This window comes from Enterobacter sp. SORGH_AS_0287, from assembly GCF_031453695.1.
Classification (GTDB): domain Bacteria; phylum Pseudomonadota; class Gammaproteobacteria; order Enterobacterales; family Enterobacteriaceae; genus Enterobacter; species Enterobacter ludwigii.
In genome coordinates, this window is sequence record NZ_JAVIZW010000001.1 from 1220753 (window position 1) to 1238766 (window position 18014).

Annotated in this window: 17 protein-coding genes and 1 pseudogene; 4 read left to right on the forward strand and 14 right to left on the reverse strand. The window is 55.4% G+C overall.

Annotated elements, in window-relative coordinates; genetic code table 11:
• Positions 1-5: 5 nt before the first annotated feature.
• Positions 6-446 (reverse strand): GNAT family N-acetyltransferase, encoded by a 441-nt coding sequence (locus tag QE396_RS05805; protein ID WP_014170062.1) that lies wholly within the window; start codon positions 444-446, stop codon positions 6-8.
• Positions 447-589: 143 nt separating this feature from the next.
• On the opposite strand from QE396_RS05805, the gene QE396_RS05810 reads away from it, so the two are divergent.
• Positions 590-1138: a GNAT family N-acetyltransferase gene (locus QE396_RS05810; RefSeq protein ID WP_050736792.1), complete on the forward strand. Its 549-nt coding sequence runs from the start codon at positions 590-592 to the stop codon at positions 1136-1138.
• Here QE396_RS05810 and QE396_RS05815 read toward each other — a convergent pair.
• The 9 genes from QE396_RS05815 to sad form a co-directional block, all read right to left on the reverse strand.
• Positions 1126-2040 carry a bestrophin family protein gene (locus tag QE396_RS05815; RefSeq protein WP_032681009.1) on the reverse strand — a complete coding sequence of 305 codons (915 nt, stop codon included), beginning with the start codon at positions 2038-2040 and terminating at the stop codon, positions 1126-1128. The genes QE396_RS05810 and QE396_RS05815 overlap by 13 nt on opposite strands.
• Before the next feature lie 202 nt (positions 2041-2242).
• Positions 2243-3694 (reverse strand): tagaturonate reductase, encoded by a 1452-nt coding sequence (locus tag QE396_RS05820; RefSeq protein WP_309950320.1) that lies wholly within the window; start codon positions 3692-3694, stop codon positions 2243-2245.
• Between the two features lie 117 nt (positions 3695-3811).
• Entirely contained in the window at positions 3812-4339 is a 528-nt protein-coding gene (locus QE396_RS05825; RefSeq protein ID WP_020884147.1) for a GNAT family N-acetyltransferase, read from the reverse strand.
• Positions 4340-4421: 82 nt separating this feature from the next.
• On the reverse strand, positions 4422-5387 hold the full coding sequence (locus QE396_RS05830; protein ID WP_014170057.1) for a sensor domain-containing diguanylate cyclase: 966 nt from the start codon (positions 5385-5387) through the stop codon (positions 4422-4424).
• A gap of 109 nt (positions 5388-5496) precedes the next feature.
• Complete coding sequence (locus tag QE396_RS05835) at positions 5497-6942, reverse strand: GGDEF domain-containing protein (RefSeq protein WP_020884148.1); 1446 nt, start codon at positions 6940-6942, stop codon at positions 5497-5499.
• A gap of 113 nt (positions 6943-7055) precedes the next feature.
• Positions 7056-7412, reverse strand: a complete 357-nt coding sequence (locus tag QE396_RS05840; protein WP_020884149.1) for a DUF4186 domain-containing protein — start codon at positions 7410-7412, stop codon at positions 7056-7058.
• Positions 7412-8338 carry a glutaminase B gene (gene glsB / locus QE396_RS05845; protein ID WP_020884150.1) on the reverse strand — a complete coding sequence of 309 codons (927 nt, stop codon included), beginning with the start codon at positions 8336-8338 and terminating at the stop codon, positions 7412-7414. The genes QE396_RS05840 and glsB overlap by 1 nt, the downstream gene beginning before the upstream one ends.
• A gap of 62 nt (positions 8339-8400) precedes the next feature.
• Positions 8401-9990 carry a methyl-accepting chemotaxis protein gene (locus QE396_RS05850; protein WP_032670375.1) on the reverse strand — a complete coding sequence of 530 codons (1590 nt, stop codon included), beginning with the start codon at positions 9988-9990 and terminating at the stop codon, positions 8401-8403.
• Between the two features lie 116 nt (positions 9991-10106).
• Positions 10107-11495 carry a succinate-semialdehyde dehydrogenase gene (sad, locus tag QE396_RS05855; protein ID WP_020884152.1) on the reverse strand — a complete coding sequence of 463 codons (1389 nt, stop codon included), beginning with the start codon at positions 11493-11495 and terminating at the stop codon, positions 10107-10109.
• Between the two features lie 99 nt (positions 11496-11594).
• On the opposite strand from sad, the gene QE396_RS05860 reads away from it, so the two are divergent.
• Positions 11595-12473 (forward strand): putrescine utilization regulator PtrR, encoded by an 879-nt coding sequence (locus QE396_RS05860; protein ID WP_014170051.1) that lies wholly within the window; start codon positions 11595-11597, stop codon positions 12471-12473.
• Here QE396_RS05860 and QE396_RS05865 read toward each other — a convergent pair.
• Together QE396_RS05865 and QE396_RS05870 are read right to left on the reverse strand one after the other, a co-directional pair.
• Positions 12427-12909: a GNAT family N-acetyltransferase gene (locus tag QE396_RS05865; protein ID WP_014170050.1), complete on the reverse strand. Its 483-nt coding sequence runs from the start codon at positions 12907-12909 to the stop codon at positions 12427-12429. The two genes, QE396_RS05860 and QE396_RS05865, sit on opposite strands and share 47 nt — an antisense overlap.
• Positions 12910-12970: 61 nt before the next feature.
• A complete protein-coding gene (locus QE396_RS05870; RefSeq protein WP_226863517.1) occupies positions 12971-13882 on the reverse strand; it encodes a LysR family transcriptional regulator in 912 nt (303 codons plus the stop codon).
• 92 nt (positions 13883-13974) lie between these two features.
• On the opposite strand from QE396_RS05870, the gene QE396_RS05875 reads away from it, so the two are divergent.
• Positions 13975-14937: an NmrA/HSCARG family protein gene (locus QE396_RS05875; protein ID WP_020884154.1), complete on the forward strand. Its 963-nt coding sequence runs from the start codon at positions 13975-13977 to the stop codon at positions 14935-14937.
• Between the two features lie 51 nt (positions 14938-14988).
• Here the strand turns inward: QE396_RS05875 and QE396_RS05880 are convergent, their stop codons facing one another.
• Together QE396_RS05880 and QE396_RS05885 are read right to left on the reverse strand one after the other, a co-directional pair.
• Positions 14989-15789 carry a PhzF family phenazine biosynthesis protein gene (locus QE396_RS05880; protein WP_020884155.1) on the reverse strand — a complete coding sequence of 267 codons (801 nt, stop codon included), beginning with the start codon at positions 15787-15789 and terminating at the stop codon, positions 14989-14991.
• Positions 15790-15816: 27 nt separating this feature from the next.
• Positions 15817-16606 (reverse strand): annotated as a pseudogene (locus QE396_RS05885) (PhzF family phenazine biosynthesis protein).
• Positions 16607-16783: 177 nt separating this feature from the next.
• On the opposite strand from QE396_RS05885, the gene QE396_RS05890 reads away from it, so the two are divergent.
• The gene (locus QE396_RS05890; RefSeq protein ID WP_309950333.1) at positions 16784-17980 is read left to right on the forward strand and encodes a sugar transporter; all 1197 of its coding nucleotides are present in this window, start codon (positions 16784-16786) and stop codon (positions 17978-17980) included.
• The last annotated feature ends 34 nt before the right edge of the window (positions 17981-18014 follow it).

Genomic DNA, 18014 nt, shown 5'->3' on the forward strand with positions numbered 1-18014 from the left:
GCGTCTTAAAGCGAGACGCGATAACGAACGTAATCGTCGGCTTCGCCATATTGGTCGTAGAGTTTACGTGCCGGGTTGTTCTGCCGCGTGACCCAGTAAAGTTTTGACCACCCTTCGCGCTTGCCTTCGTCCATCAGGGCGTCAATGAGCGCTTTTCCAGTCCCTGCTCCCCGTTGGCTGGCAGCAACAAACAGGTCTTCCAGATAACAAACGGGCGCTGTCGACCAGGTTCCTTCGTGCAAAATACACATGGCGAAGCCGATGACGTTGCCGTCGCTTTCCGCAACCCGGCAAAACATCGATGATCGCTCGTCGAGCGCCCTTTGCCATGTCGCGGCGGTCACGGACTCATCGAGGACACAGTCATAAAAATGTGTGTAGCCGTCCCACAGCGGACGCCACTGGGAATAATCTTCTGCGCGTAAAGCTCTTACCGTAACAGCCATATATTCCTCATATTACAAATCGAAAGCCTTTTAAAAGCAGTTATTGGTAGTAAAGAATTCCAGCACACCGAAAAAGAATGTGATAGAGATGAAAATACCAGAAGGTGAACAAAAACATAACGCTTAAACAGGGAGAACCACGGATGACAATACCGACGCTAACGACAGAACGCCTGTTACTCATTCCCCTGGTCGCGGAAGATGCCGTCCAGATACAGCGGCTTTATCCGCGCTGGGAAATCGTTCGCTATATGGTCTCCTCAGTGCCCTGGCCCTACCCGGATAACGGCGCGGAGTATTATGTTAATAACGTTGCGCTGCCGGATATGGAAAAAGGCATTGCCTGGTTCTGGAGTATTCGACGTCGCGAGGCACCGGATGAGCTGATGGGGATTATCTGTCTGTACGATGTTGAAGATAATAACCGTGGGTTCTGGCTGGCGCCGGAGTTTCAGGGTAAGGGATACATGCGTGAGGCCAGTATTGCGGCGACGGATTATTGGTTTAACACCCTGAACAAGCCGGTGTTGCGTGCGCCAAAAGCGGCTGCTAACAGCCGCTCCCGTCGTATTTCAGACAGTAGCGGCATGCGGCTTATCAGGACAGAAAAGAAAGCGTACGTCAGCGGCATGCTGGATTCCGAACTGTGGGAGATCACCCGTGACGAATGGAATGCCCGTCAGGTTAGTTGATAATACTTATCCGGTAACAGTCTTTCGGGGATCTCTTCTTCATCGTTCATCTGCAACAGGTCACGTTCCATCATGTTGCAGATGGCGTCCAGCGGCAGGTCGTTATCTTCGGTACCAAACGGGTCTTCCAGCTCTTCCGCCAGCGTATCCAGCGAGATAAAGGTGTAAGAAATCAGCGCCGACACAAAAGGCGTCATGTAGTGCAGATCGACGACCAGCGCGAACGGCAGCATGATGCAGAACAGATACACCGTACGATGAAGGATCAGCGTGTAAGCAAACGGTACGGGTGTCGTCAAAATACGCTCGCAACCCGACAGGACGATGGACATGTCGTTCAGTCGGTTGTTGAGACTGTGGAACAGGATATCTGAGAGCTCACCATTGCGACGCCTGACGGCAAGCCACTCCCCCATGATCAGTAAAATACGGTTCGCCGGCGAGTTGGCGTTCATCACCTTGCGTAAATCATCTTCCGTAAGATAACGGGAAAGTTGTTCGGCGTTCGTTTCCCGGCGCAGGGTCATGCGCAAACAGTTGGCAAAGGCAATCTGCAGGCGGACAAACTCGCCAAGATGTTTATCGTCCGGCAAGGTGTTTTTTACCTCGCGAAACAGAGAGCGTGCCGCTATCATCAGTTGCCCCCAAAGCTGGCGCGCCTCAACGTAGCGGGAATAGCAGGCGTTGTTTCGGAAACCGAGAAAGATAGCGATCGCCACACCGAGAATGCTAAATGGCGCAACGGTAAATTTGATGCCAAGGGACGTGTACCACGGCAGCATCAGGATCACGGCGATAGAAAGCAGAAAGTTGAGTAGCAAGCGGGTATAGATTTTTGGCAGTACCGAGCCATGCCAGACAAAGATGAGTTGTAACCAGTGCTGTTTAGGACGAACAATCATAGTGAGTTTCAGGAAAGAAAAAGAGCGTGGCTATTAAACGTGATCCCCCTCACGGTTGCAAGCATGTTAATAAAACATTGAATTTTCTGACCTGGCTAGCCTAAACCGCACGGTGCCAGAGGTGTTTTTTAAAAACAGAGCAAATAGTATGTTGTAACTAATAAGATCCCCATTAAAACCCGGCCGAAGCCGGGCAACGGTGTTAGCAGAGCGGTTTAACCGCCGCACGCATTCCCTGTTGCAGAATAGCATCCAGATCCCGCGTAACCTGCTCGACCAGGCCGTTAACCTGCGTAAGATCTTGCTCCCAGTGTTCGCTCACGCTCAGTACCGATTTTACCAGTTGGCGGGTAGTGATCTGGCGATCGTGATGCTGTGTCCACAGCTGCTGGAAACGCGCCAGCCAGTGCGCGTCGTCCTGAACCGGGTAACTTTCCCCGTTACGCTCCCCGCGATAAAACGCAATCAGTGCCGCTAAAGCAAACGTCAGTCGCGCAGGCAATGACCCGGTTGCTTTCTGCCCTGCCAGCAGCTGCGGCAGAATGCGGGTGCGGTACTTGGTCATCCCGTTGAGGGCAATCGACAGCAGCTGATGCCGGATGTAAGGGTTACGGAAACGGCCCGTTACCGCACTGGCGAACGATTCCAGCTCATCACGCGGCAAATCCAGTACCGGAATAATTTCCTCATAGATAGCTTTTTCGACAAAAGCGCACACGTCAGCATCGTTCATTGCCTCGCCTACCGTGTCCAGCCCGGCCTGGAAGGCTACCGGTACCAGCGCCGTGTGCGCACCGTTCAGAATGGCGACTTTACGCTCTTTGTAAGGCCGGATGTCATCCACGATCAATACGTTGAGCGGGAACTTATCAAGACGCAGTTCGCTGGCAAGGGAGTCTGGGCCCTGAATCACAAACAGATAGAAGTGTTCGGCGGTATCCAGGAACCCGTCCTGATAACCCAGTTCAGCCTGCAGGGCGGCCACTTCTTCACGCGGGTAACCCGTTACAATGCGGTCAACCAGGGTCGAGCAGAAACAGTTGGCATCGTTCAACCATTCAGTAAAGGCCGTCGGCAGCGCCCACTCCTGCGCGTAGCGCAGCACCAGTTCCCGCAGCGCATCCCCGTTGTAGTCAATCAGTTCACACGGAATGATGACCCAGCCTTTGTCTGGCGCTCCGTTAAAATGACTGAAACGCTCGAAGAGCAATCGCGTCAGTTTCGCCGGGTAGCTGACGGCAGGCGCATCTTCAAAGGTGTCGCCCGCGTGATAACCGATCCCCGCTTCCGTGGTATTCGAGAACACAAAGCGCATCTCCGGGTTATGAGCCAGCCTGAGGAACGCATCGTATTCATTATAAACGTTGATTTCGCGGTTAACGGAACGGATAAGACGTGCATCGCTCACCGCGTCGCCTTTCTCGTTCAGGCCGCGAATGATCGTGGTATACAGGCCATCCTGCGTATTCAGCGACGGCGGAAAATCACTTTGAATGGGACGAACGACCACCACACCGGCGTTGAGATCGGTATGTTCGTTTAACAGGTCGATTTGCCAGTCGATAAACGCCCGCAGGAAATTGCCTTCACCAAACTGAATGATACGTTCCGGATAGTGTGGACCGGGAAAATCATGACGGTTAAGTGTGTTCACAATGGGTTCCTTTTATAATTAGTCATACAGCCTGATAAGATTGGTACGATAACTTATCAAAACTTTACGACCGGGAACCCTGTTTTGATCAATTCATGATGGAGTTGTGAAAAATAATTATAAGAACTTATAGAACACGGAGGTGGCGGTCATCGCACCGTCCGGCATCAATGCATAGCGCGGGATCTCCCCCACTTTTTGCCAGCCAGCACGCTGGTAGAACGTCTCGGCACCGCTGCCGGTGGACGTATCCAGTACCAGGACCGAAATGCCTCTGGCTCTGGCCTGTACTTCAAGTTCTTCCATCAGGGCCATTGCCGCCCCTTTACGGCGCGCTTTTTCATGGACCAGCAGTTTTGCCACATCCGCGCGATGCGGCTGATTCTCCGGCTGATCGGTGATCAACTGTACCGTGCCGATAACACCGTCCTGCGGATCGATACTGGCCAGCACAAGACGTTCATTGCGTCCCACGCTCTCAGCAATACCGCGCCAGAAAGCACGCGCTTTTTCCGGGCTAAAGGGCAACATAAAACTGACGGATGCGCCGCCGTTAACGCAGTTTTCGAGGATCGCGGACAACGCATCAAGGTGGGTGAGGATCTCTTCCCGGGTGAGGTTTTTGATGTGCAGTGAGGTATTCATTGTTTTTCCTTACGTTGAATACCGTCACTGTGCAATTAACATCTTATTAACGCAAACGGATCGATCATAGGCTTTTGTTATGTCATCTTTCGCGGTGGCGTTGCTGCTTCATGGCATACATCTTTTCATCGGCCTCTTTTAGCCACTGTTGCAGGTCATGGCCATTGTGGTCGAATTCACTGAGTCCCCACGAGAACAGAAGCGACCACGGATGCAGTTTGCGGGCATTATAATTTTCGACCTGCTCGGCCAGATACTGCATCGCAATCCAGGCCCCCTGCTCATCCGTATCGGCGAACAGCACGGCAAACTCATCCCCGCCAAAGCGAACCAGCAGATCCGCCTCACGGAAGGAGGAACGCATCAGTTGCGCCATCACGTTCAGCGCCTTATCCCCTTCCTCGTGGCCGTACCGATCGTTTATCTCCTTAAAGCGATCCAGATCCAGCCAGCCGAGGGTTAACGGCTCTGCACGGCGTCGGGCGACGGACAGGGTAAACCGGACGAGCTGATTAAAGCCCCGACGGTTGAATAAGCCCGTCAGTTCATCGGTAGTCGCCGCACTGACGGCGGCAAATTCATCTTCTGCCAGCGCGCCCAGGTCTCCCAGCACGGCAAGATCGGCCGCCGTAAACTCGCGCGGAGAATAATCAATCAGGCAAAGCGATCCGACGCTCGCGCCGTCGCGCAGACGCAGCGGGAAACCAGCGTAGAAACGAACGCCGGGCTCACCGGCCACCAGCGGATTATCGGCAAAGCGGTCATCCTGACGCATGTCACCCACCACCAGCGGCGCTTCGCTGAGGATCGTATGGCCACAAAATGAGATATTGCGCGGGACAGAGTCCGGTGCCTGGCCATCCGCTGACTTCACGATCAGCGAATGCTCATCGATAAGATTGACCATCGCCAGCGGCACCTGGAAAAAGCGTTTTGCCAGACGCGTCAGGCGGTCAAAGGCCGGCGAACTGTCGATTTCAAGCAGGCCTGATTCGCGCAGCGAGTTCAGACGTTCCGTTTCGTTTTCAGGGGTTGCAGGTGTTTTCATAACGTCTCCTGACGCAAGCTTTACTAAAAGCGTAGCTTAAACAGAGACATTGTCAGTGTACGAATATCCTGTTCAGACGCTATTTGTTAACGTCACTGGCTCATGACGACTAATGCAGTGATGTTTCGCTGCCGGACGTTGCAGTAACCTGCTCATCCGACAGCCGGGCGCTGGTCCGATTTCGCCCCGCTTTCTTTGAACGATAGAGATGATCGTCCGCTTCAGCCATCAGCTTATTAAAGACCTCCGTCAACTGCCATGACTCAGATTTACCGCTGCCCAGGCCAATGCTGACGGTCAGATACAGCGTCTGCTGGCGCCAGGTAAACGGATGATGTGCGACGGTGGTTCGAATGCGTTCAGCCAGTTCAAAACCGTGCTGCGCATCCCCGGAGTTCACGACCACCGCGAACTCTTCTCCGCCCATTCGCGCCACCATACCGTCCTCACCGACAACCTGCTGAACCTGCCGGGCAAAGGCCGCCAGTATGCGATCACCGCACTCGTGACCGTAGTTATCATTGATGCTTTTGAAGTAATCGATATCCAGCAGCATGACGGTTAAAAAACGCGAATGCCGGTGCGCCTCTTCTTGCTTTAACGCTTCATAAAGCCCGGAGCGGGAATAGACATGCGTCAGAAAATCATAATCTGCCCGCAGTGACACCTGACGAATCAGTGAATTAATGGCCGCCACGCTGACGGAGACCATCACCGGACAAATAGCCATAGTGGCGATGCCCAGCCGGGCTGAGAACATCATCGGGGTCGAAAGCGGTGTCGCGACGGCAATATTGATAATGGAGTTGGCAACCAGAATGATCTCAACGGCGCCCGTGAGAAACGTCAGTAAACAGGTGACGGGCAGCGGGTAGCGTACCGCACACCAGATAAGCGCCGGCAGCGGGAAACAGAGGCTCCCCGCGCCGCCAATCACCACCGACGCGACCACCGAGACTATCAACGCCATAACCGGGAACAGCTGCTCCAGGCGTAACTGAATATCACGTACGGGCAGGCTAATCGTCAGCATACACGGCACAATCAGCACCCCCGTTGAAAACTGCTCGCTAAACCAGTCGGCAAACAGCGGCCAGAAGGTGTGACTGTCGATACCGACCGACCCCACCGCGCCAAGCAAGGCACACAGCAGCGCAGCAATCAGGCAGTAGTTAAACAGACGCAGCGCATTAAGCGGATCGGGGGTTTTCATCAGCCGTTTATCACGCAGAACCAGTATGGCGACCACGACGATAAAAATCATATTCGACAGGTTAATCACCAGCGAGGCCATTCCCCAGCTGGTGGTGACCGCGTCGTACATCAGCATGGCAACATACGCGACCGCGTAGTTATGCAGACGATTCAGATAAGCATAACGGGCGAATACTCCCGCCATAACGCCATTCAGTGGCCAGAACAGCGACAACGCTTCAACCAGACGCAATTCAGCACCCACAAAATAGAATAAGGTGGTGAGAATAAAGATCCACGACGCATTACGCAGCGGAGTATCGGGTTGAAAAAACCTGAAGGCAGAGAGAGCAGAACGCATTAAATATCATTCCGTATAATAACTTATGGCGATTATGTCGATCGTCAGCAGGATCTGAACTAACTTAACCTGCATCTATAACACAAATACAACAGGATCATAACTCGTCAAATTTAGGCGTTCATCTGCAGCACCAGCCAGTGGTGGATCACGCTGACGATATAATGCTGTTGCTGCGCGCTGAGTTGATCACCCTGCGGAATGTTATGCCACTTTGCCAGACAGCCACGACAACAGGTGGCGGTGGCATGCTGAGCGATAAACACCGGATGACCGCGCATGGGCGTCTGTTTCCCGTCATTGGTGGGATGGGCCGGTGCAAGACGCCGGGCAACAAAATCGGCGGCGTGCTGGTCAATGGTTTCGGCACCTTTGTCCCAGCAGTACTGCCGTTCCTTCGTGCCTAAGCGAAAGCGCGAACGAAAAGGCGATCGCGCCAGGCGGGCAAAAAGCGGATCCAGGGTCGACATCAGTATACGGAACGTCCCAGACGTTGGGTCAGTTTCTCCAGAACTGCCACACCGGCAAGTGAATTTCCCGTTTCATCCAGCTCCGGGCTCCAGACGGCAATCGCCATTTCGTGAGGCACGATTGCCACCACCCCGCCGCCGACACCCGATTTAGCCGGAAGACCGACGCGCCAGGCAAACTCTCCGGCGTTCTGATACATCCCGCTGGTCGCCATCAGGGCATTCACCTGACGCGCCTGCATGGGCGAGACAACATCTTGATCGAGGTGCGGCGCATGCCCCTGATGGGCGAGGAACAAGAATGTCTGTGCCAGTTCAACACAGCTCATTTCCAGCGCGCAGTAATGAAAATAGTTTTGCAGCACGGTGGCGACATCGTTATGGAAGTTACCAAACGATTTCATGAGCCAGGCGATAGCCGCGTTACGGGCGGAGTGTTCAAACTCCGAGCGCGCCACCACCGCATTGTAGGCAATATCGGCGACGCCCGAGAGCTGGCGGACAATTTCAAGCATACGCTGGCGAGGGGCGCTGAGACGGCTTTGCAGCATATCGCAAACCACCAGCGCACCGGCATTGATAAACGGGTTACGCGGTTTACCCTGTTCAATTTCGAGCTGAAGCAGTGAGTTGAAAGGCTGCCCGGACGGATCTTTCCCCACGCGATGCCAGATTTCGTCTTCTTCATACTGACGCATGGCCGCAACCAGACTGAGTACTTTTGAAATGGACTGAATTGAAAAACGCTCGGTGGCGTCACCGGCCTGGTAACGCTGCCCGTCTACCGTACAAATGGCAATACCCAGCTTATTCCCGCTGACCGAGGCAAGGGCCGGAATATAGTCGGCAACCTTCCCTTTTCCAATTAACGGACGAACCTGCGACAGAATCTCGTCCAACATCTCATTATGGATGACCGCAGCCACACTTTGCTCCTTGCCCTCAGGCTAAAACGGGCTGCGAGTATAACAGAGGCTTATATGTTGCGTCAGGCGCTAAGACGAAAACGCGAAACCGCCTGCAATAAAAGATCGGATTGCTTATGCAGCCGTTCAGAGGCATCCGACGCGTCAGACACCAGCATGTCGGTCTGACGGGAAACCTGATTCAGCGCCTGAAGCTGCCGCGTCATCAGATGTATGCTCTCCCCCTGGCTCAGGGTCGCGACCGAGATCTCATTCAGCAGACTGCTTAAATTAGCCACCAGCCCGATCACCTGCTGCAGATTATCTTCCAGCAGGTTAACGGCCCGGGAACCGTCTTCGATGCCCTGCAAAGAGTGATTGATCAGCGCCTGAATAGTCTGCGTCGAGTGGCTGCTCTTTCTGGCCAGCAGCCCCACTTCCCGGGCGACAACGGCGAACCCGCGCCCGTGGTTCCCCGCATGGGCGGCCTCGATGGCCGCATTCAGTGCCAGAATGTTGGTCTGAAACGCCACGCTGTCGATCATCGCCACGATCCCGCGCATCTCTGACGATCGGTCAACGATCGCCTGCATGGAGGCATTGACGGTTGTCATCATCCGATCGCCTCCCGCGGCTACCTGGCTCGCCTCGTCCGCCCTGGAGCTGGCGAGCTTTGCATAACCTGTATTCCCTTCCACGTGGTTTTCCAGCGCGGCAATGTGTGTCGTCACATCCTCAAGCTCTTTCGCCTGACGAGCCGACTGCAGATACAGCTTCTGGTTGCCCTGCGCCAGCGAGCCTATATTTTCGACCATTGCGTGGGTGGCATTGCTGACCTGGGTCACCAGTTCCTGCAGTCCGTGCTGCAGGGTGGAAACACTGTCGCTTAACTGTCCGATCTCCTTGTTAAAGCGCAGTACGCCCGGCGGTGTACCGGACAGGTCTCCTGCCGCCAGCTGGTTAATGTGAGCAATCAACCGACGCAGCGGCGTAATGACCCAGCGGGACATGCCGAACCACACCAGAATGGCGATGGCAAGCAGCAGAACCGGTGCTATCAGAAAAAGCGTTTGCAGGCCAGAGAGTTGCGCCATCAGACTCTGGCGGCCCTGCATCGCCTGCTTCTCGCTGGCCTGCTGATAGCGGGCATAGTTTTCGTTGAAGTCAGTCTGAAAAGCCTGGGCAGGTACGGCAAAAAAGGCGTCGATCGTGTTGGTCTTGATGAGCCCTTCCGCCTGCTCCTTGATGGCACCGTAGAAAAGCTGGTAGCTGGCGATCAGGGCATCATCTTTTGGCGGATTGAGCGCCAGCCAGGCGTTCCAGGCCTGCTGAGAAACCGTCAGCGACGCCTGAGCTTCGTCCATCAGGCTGTGCCAGCTTCCTTCAGAGCCGGTCTCTTTATCCTGCATAAACCAGACGCCGGAGCGGTTAAGCAGATCGCTTGCTGCCAGCAGAGACACGCGGGCCAGATCCAGTTTGCTCTGTTGCTGGTACGCCAGCAGATTTTGCTGCTCGTTGCGCTGAGCGTCCTTCAGGGAAGCATTGAGCAAAAATGAAGAGGAGAGTTGCAGTGCGGAGAAAAGACCAATAATACAGAAAATACCGGTCAGCAGGCCAAACTGACGAGGGATGAGGCGCTGCGCAATACGGCGAAAAATTTGCGTTAGGTTCATAATTTTCTTCAGTAACAAGACGTTAGACGCGTGCGAGTCTACGAAACGAAAATGACAGAACCATTGCAGGAAAATGACAACGGCCTTCGTGCTGAAGGCCGTTATCGGAGAGCGAACTAGACTCTGTTCTTCCATACCGTCTGCACGTTACAGAACTCGTGCAGACCGAAGTGGGAAAGCTCACGACCAAAACCGCTCTTCTTCACGCCGCCAAAGGCCACGCGCGCATCGCTGGCGCTGAAACCATTGATGAACACCCCACCGCACTCCAGCTCACGGGAGAATTTCTCCGCCAGCGTATCGTTCGCGGTAAAGACGGTTGCGGACAGACCAAAGTCGCTGTCGTTAGCCAGCTGCAGCGCGTGCTCCGCGTCTTTCGCAACGCTAACCGCCGCAACCGGACCAAACAGCTCCTGACGAAATGCCGTCATGCTGGCAGTGACATTACCCAGCACGGTCGGTGCATAGTAGTTACCTTCACCGGCAACTTTCTCCCCGCCAAGCAGCAGCGTGGCGCCTTCGGCCAGCGTGGCCTGCACCTGCTGATGCAGTTCATCGCGCAGGTCAAATCGCGCCATCGGGCCAATAAAGTTTTCTTCGCGATCCGGCGTCCCCATCTTCAGGGCTGCCGTCGCCTCGACAAAACGCTGGGTGAAAGCATCAGCGATGCCCTCTTCCACAATAAAGCGCTTAGCGGCGGCGCAAACCTGTCCGGTATTCTGATAACGTCCGGCCACGGCTGCTTTCACCGCCAGATCCAAATCAGCATCATTGAGCACAATAAACGGATCTGAACCGCCCAGCTCCAGAACGCATTTCTTCAGTGCTGCCCCCGCCTGCGCACCAATCGCCGCCCCCGCGCGCACGCTGCCGGTTACGGTTACAGCGGCAATACGACGGTCGTTGATCGCCTGGCTCACGCCCTCATTCGTGGCATTCACCCAGCCAAAGACACCCTGCGGAAAACCGGCGTCAGCAAATACCTGCGCAATAAGGTCAGCCGAGCCGAGTACGTTTGGCGCGTGCTTGAGCAGATAGCTGTTCCCGGCCAGCAGGATGGGTACCGCGCCACGCAGTACCTGCCAGAGCGGGAAGTTCCACGGCATGACGGCAAGAACAGGTCCCAGCGGCCGGTATTCAATCACCGCGTTTTGGTTTTCTACCAGGGTCAGTTCAGGCTGCAGCATTGCCGGGCCGTGTTCCGCATACCAGTCGCAGAGGCTGGCGGATTTTGCCACTTCAGCACGCGCCTGCAAAATGGGTTTGCCCATCTCACGGGAGATCATTCGGGCCATCTCGTCTGCACGGTTGCGCAGCGCGCTGGCGAGATCGCGCAGCTTCTGCGCCCGGTCTGAAACGCTTACGCGTCTCCATTGACGAAAACCGGCATCAGCCTGCGCAATTGCGCGTTCAACGTCGTCGGTGCTCGCCCACGGATACGCCGCGAGCGTCTCACCGGTGGCTGGGTTAACAGAGAGGGCATGTGTAGCAGAGGAATAAGTCATGATGGTCTCCACGTAATAACGGTTGATTCATTGTGGCGCACTCTGCTATTTCTTAAAAATGAATAATACTAACCACCTTGTTCACGAATCGAGAATGGTATGGACTTAACTCAGCTTGAAATGTTTAACGCCGTGGCGCTCACCGGCAGCATCACCCAGGCAGCGCAAAAGGTGCATCGCGTTCCGTCGAACCTGACCACCCGCATCCGCCAGCTGGAGGCTGATCTTGGCGTTGAGCTGTTTATTCGTGAGAACCAGCGTTTACGTTTATCTCCCGCCGGGCATAACTTCCTGCGCTACAGCAAGCAGATCCTGGCGCTGGTCGATGAGGCACGAATGGTCGTCGCCGGTGATGAACCGCAGGGATTATTTGCGCTTGGCGCGCTGGAGAGTACCGCCGCCGTGCGTATTCCGGAAAGCCTGGCGCAGTTTAACCAGCGTTATCCACGTATCCAGTTTGCCCTCTCTACCGGGCCGTCCGGCACAATGATTGACGGCGTACTGGAGGGAACCTTAAGCGCCGCGTTTGTCGATGGCCCCCTTTCGCATCCGGAACTGGAAGGCATGCCGGTTTACCGGGAAGAGATGATGCTGGTCACGCCCGCCGGGCATGCAGAAGTGGCACGCGCCACGCAGGTAAGCGGCAGTGACGTCTACGCCTTTCGCGCAAACTGTTCGTATCGCCGACATCTGGAAAGCTGGTTTCACGCCGACAGAGCCACGCCCGGGCGTATTCATGAGATGGAGTCTTATCACGGCATGCTCGCCTGCGTCATCGCGGGCGCCGGTATCGCGCTGATGCCTCGCTCGATGCTGGAAAGTATGCCAGGCCACCATCAGGTGGAAGCCTGGCCGCTGGCAGAAAACTGGCGCTGGCTTACCACCTGGCTGGTCTGGCGCCGCGGGGCTATGACCCGCCCGCTGGAGGCTTTTATAGCGCTGCTAAACGAACGTCAACCACCAGTGCCTTCTCCATAAACAGGCTCAGCGGGTCATCAACATACGGCGGAAACGCCGGACGTTGCTCATAGCCGCACTGCTCATACAGACGGACGGCGGCATGTTGCCGGATGCCCGTCTCCAGGCGAAGCGTGTGGCAGTGACGGCTCAGGGCTTCATCTTCCAGCGCCGCCAGCAGCATCTCGCCGAGATGTTGCCCGCGATGAGCCGGATCGATATACACCCGTTTCATTTCACCGGTCCCGTCGCCGTTGAGCACCACGGCACCACACCCGACGGCATGAAGCTGCCGGTCCCGAATAATCATCAGGATCAGTGAGGCTGTCGGCAGTTCGGTCAGATCGAGCAAGTGGTTACTTTCAGCGGGATAGAGTTCGCTCTGATAGCGGTCAAGCGCGGCAATCAGATGCAAAATATCAGGGTGATGCGCAGATTCAGCGGTAATGGAATACATGGCGGGCTCCTTGTTGTTTTTATTTCAACATAGCGCAGCCCTGCACACGTGCTTCATACCGTTAACTTATATCAGCATTGCCGTTCAGGCTGACGAGGGTATCCCTTAACCAGCGATGTCCGGCGTGGTTATGGCTGCGTTCATGCCAGATAAGACTGACGTCGAACGTCTCTTTCAGCCAGGGGAGTTCCATCACGGTGAGCGGGTTAATGGTTCCCATAATTAATCGTCGGGGCACAAGTGCTACCAGATGACTCATCTGCACCATGCCGGGAACAAACAGAAATGATGCTGCAGACACCGCAACCTTACGTTGCAACCCTGACTCCGCCAGCATGACATCCATCGGCGTGGTAAAACCGCCTCCCGAGGGGGACACGATAATATGCTCAAGTTTTGCGAACGCTTCCATTGTCAGTTGATCGTTCAGTTCGGGATGCTGAGGGCGTCCGATAAGCACGTACGATTCGTCATAAAGATGTCGCGTTCTGAGCTGCGCCTGCGCAGGGTCTGGCGTGGCTATGGCAGCATCAACATCGCCTGAGCTCAGTTGATGGGCCAGTTGATGTGGATCGTAATTCCTGACAGCAATACGCACGCCGGGGGCAATCTCTTGCAGGGTGACAATCAGCGGCATAATGACTGCGGCCTGCACGTAATCAGTACAGGCCAGAGAGACCGTTAGCGAATCGTGCAGCGGATCAAAGTCCTCATGTGATTGCAGCGTATCCCGTATTTTTGCCAGCGCCCCGCCAAGCGTCGCCATCAGCTCAAGAGCTTTGGGGGTTGGCGTCATCCCCCTGCGCCCCGGGATCAATAACGGATCGTTAAACATCCCCCTCAACCGGTTAAGCTGCGCGCTGACGGCAGGCTGGCTAAGACAAAGCCGGCTGGCGGCCCTGGTGACATTTTGCTCCGCGACCAGCGCTTCCAGAGTCAGCAGCAGGTTTACGTCAGGCTTTTTGGTATTCATAGGATGGATATCATGTAAGAAATAAATCGATTTCACGCTCGCCGCCCGCATTCCGATAATGCACTACCGCAACAACACAGAGCGAGAATGAAATGTCGTATGATAAAAAACCACTCATAACAGTTTTTGGTGCCACCAGTAAACAAGGACGTAGCGTAACCAGAACCCTGCTGCAAAGTGGGCGCTATCGGGTGCGCGCCTTAACGCAAAACACGGACTCTCCTGCGGCGAAACAGCTGGCGGAACGGGGTGCTGAACTGAGACAAATCACCCTTCAGACGGGCAATGATGCGCATCTGATCGGGGCGTTTGCCGAGTCAGACGGGGCGTTTCTGATGACACCAGGTTTCATCCCCGTATCGACGCAGATGCCAACGGGTGAAACGGCGCTGGGTTACAGGCTTGCAGATGCCGCCGTCAACGCCGGCGTAAAACACCTTGTCTTCAGCAGTCTGGAAAACGTCGAGAGAATAACGGCCGGAACTCTATGGGCTCCTCATTTCAGCGATAAGGGCCGAATTGAGGAGTACATCCGCACACTCCCCGTCAGCGCGTCGTTTATTCAACTGGCGTTCTTTTACACCAATCTGGCCGAATATTATCCGCCGCGTAAAGAAGGCGACGAGCTGATCTTTCCCCTCTATCTCCCGGAAGACGTTCGGGCGCCCTTTGTCGACCCGCTCACGGCGACCGGCCCTGCGGTGCTTGAGATGTTCGATAACCCTGAACACTACAACGGCATGACGTTACCCGTTGTCGGTGAGTGTCTTTCGCCGCGTGAGATGGTGGAAACCTTCACGGAGGTCACCGGCATAAAAGCCCGGTATCGCTCAGCCTACACGCGAGAAGCACTCCTTCACCACTTCCCCGATTTCGCAGACAACGCGGCACTGGTCAGTGAAATTACCGGCATGACGGAATATGCCGTGAACTACGGCTATTACGGAAAAGACCGGGATCTTACCTGGAGCAGAACCATAAACCCTGCCACCTTAACGTGGCGTGAATTTCTGATTACGTCTGGCTGGCAGGGGGAAAAACGAACGTTTGATTAACGCAAGCCACCGTCATTCCCGATGATGAAATGACGGTGGCCCATTCCTGGCTTACATCGCCTGGCGTAAATAGATATGCCCTTTCAGATACAGGGTGGCCTGACCGCCGATTAACACCCGGTCCCCCGCCAGCTCACAGCGTAAATCCCCGCCCCGTCGCGAGACCTGGCGCGCGTTCAGCACGGTTTTGCCCAGTTTTTCGCTCCAGTAGGGAATCAACATGCTGTGAGTGGACCCCGTGACCGGATCTTCCGGCACCCCTTCTCCCGGACAGAAGAAGCGGCTGACGAAGTCATATTCATCGCCCGGTGCCGTGACGCAGACCATCTTATCCAGCGGAATCATTGCCGAGATATCCGGCGTAAGGGCCTCTACCTGCTGCTGGTTCTCCAGCACCACCATGTAGTCGCGCCCGACACGCACCTCTTTTGCCTGCTCAACGCCCAGCGCGCTCAACAGCAGCGCTGGCGGATTATCGACGACCGCCGTTGGCCAGGCCGGGAAGTTGAGCGTCAACCAGTCACCGCTGCGTTTTACCGTCAGCTCGCCGACGAAACGGGTGGTGAAGGTGATTTCCGTGTGTGGATAATCAAGGTATTCGAAAATGACATGCGATGCCGCCAGTGTGGCATGTCCACACAGGTTAATTTCGTCAAGGGTAGTGAACCAGCGCAGCTCGAATCCGCCGTCAGTGCGTACGAAAAAGGCCGTCTCAGACTGATTGTGCTGTTGCGCCATGTTGAGCAACGTCTCGTCCGGCAGCCACTCTTCCAGGGGGCAAACCGCCGCTGCGTTGCCGCCAAACGCCCTGTCGCTGAAGGCATCGACCAGATAGAAATCAATTTCCTGCATTGTCTCTTCCTCTTTTGTTATGGTTATTTAGCGCAGAAAGACGGTGCCTTTCAGATAAAGCGAGGCCTGCCCGCTCATCAGCACGCGTGAACCTTTCAGTTCGCAGCGCATATCACCGCCACGAGCCGACACCTGGCGGGCAAACATCGCTGTTTTACCCAGTTTTTCACTCCAGTAGGGAATAAGCATTGTATGCGCGGATCCGGTGACCGGATCTTCCCAGACGGCAACTCCCGGTGAGAAAAAGCGGCTCACAAAATCATAATCCCCCTCTCCCCGCGCCCGTCACGCTGACCTTATGTTCGCCAGGCGTCATTGCCGAGATATTCGGCGCAAGCGCCTCAACCTGCTGGCGGTTTTCCAGAACCACCACCCAGGCTCGCCCCTTACGGGCCTCAACGTAATGGCCGATCCCCAGCGCCGCAAGCATCGCCGGCGGGGGCGTCTCTTCCTGCGTCGGGCATGCCGGAAAGTCCAGCGTCATCCAGTCCCCTTCCCGGCTAACCGTCAGCTGGCCAGAGGCGGTATCAAAGTGGATACGCGGGTCAGGATAGTTGAGTTCATTAAACAGGACGTACGCGGCTGCCAGTGTGGCATGTCCGCAAAGGTTGACTTCGGTAAGGGTGGTAAACCAGCGTAACTCAATTCCCGCTTTACTGCAGACGAAAAACGCGGTTTCCGACTGATTATGCTGCTGTGCCATTCTGAGCAGTGTCTCATCAGGCAACCATGCGTCTAACGGGCACACGGCCGCCGGGTTTCCACCAAACGAGGCATTGCTGAACGCATCTACCAGATAAAAATCAATCTCCTGCATTGTCTTACCGCCTGTTTTTGTTGTGATGTTCTTTTATATTCAATGAAAACCATTCCCCCGGCTACCGCTTTTACCAGGTGAATTTTGAGATCTGCATCACATAATGGTTGAGTTTTCGCCGGTTGACGTTTTAAGATCGTCTCCTCTTCTTTTCAGCAACGAATCTCCGACATCGCTATGACAACGAACACAGTTACCCGCAGAGTCGCGTGGCTACGCGTGGTCACGCTGGCAATTGCCGCGTTTATTTTTAATACCACAGAATTTGTTCCGGTTGGGCTGTTGTCTGACATCGCTGAAAGTTTCCAGATGGAAACCACGCAGGTGGGCATTATGTTGACCATCTATGCCTGGGTGGTGGCACTGATGTCACTGCCGTTTATGCTGCTGACCAGCCAGATGGAACGGCGAAAGCTGCTGATCGGGCTGTTTGCCCTGTTTATCGTCAGCCACGTCCTGTCGTTTCTGGCGTGGAACTTTACGGTGCTGGTCATCAGCCGCGTCGGTATCGCCTTTGCCCATGCCGTATTCTGGTCGATCACCGCGTCACTGGCCATCCGCCTGGCACCTGCGGGAAAACGCGCGCAGGCGCTGAGCCTGATCGCCACCGGCACGGCACTGGCTATGGTCCTGGGCCTGCCGATTGGCCGTATCGTTGGGCAATACTTTGGCTGGCGAACCACGTTCTTCGCTATCGGCATGGGGGCAATGATCACCCTGGTCTGCCTGATTAAACTGCTGCCGAAGCTGCCAAGCGAACACTCCGGCTCGCTGAAAAGCCTGCCGCTGTTAATGCGTCGTCCGGCATTGCTGAGTATCTATCTGCTGACGGTCATTGTGGTCACGGCACATTACACCGCCTACAGCTATATCGAGCCGTTCGTTCAGGTCGTGGCCGGCTTTAGCGCCAACTTTGCCACCGTTCTGCTGTTGATCCTGGGGGGCGCGGGCATTATTGGCAGTATTCTGTTTGGTAAGCTCGGCAATCAGCACGCGTCGGCGCTGGTCAGCAGCGCCATTGGTTTACTGCTGGCGTGCCTGGTGTTACTCATGCCAGCAGCGGGCAGCGAGGGTCATCTGGCCGTCCTGAGCCTGTTCTGGGGAGTGGCGATCATGATTATCGGTCTGGGTATGCAGGTGAAGGTGCTGGCCCTCGCGCCGGACGCAACGGATGTGGCGATGTCACTGTTCTCGGGGATTTTCAATCTTGGTATTGGCGCGGGCGCGCTGCTGGGAAATCAGATTAGCCTCCACGTGTCGATGTCGGCGATTGGCTATCTGGGTGCCATTCCGGCACTGGTGGCGCTCATCTGGTCCCTGCTCATCTTCCGTAAATGGCCTGTCGCACTGGAAGAACAGGCCCATCACGGGTAGACCGCAGTCAACGTTAAACGGCAACCGAGGTTGC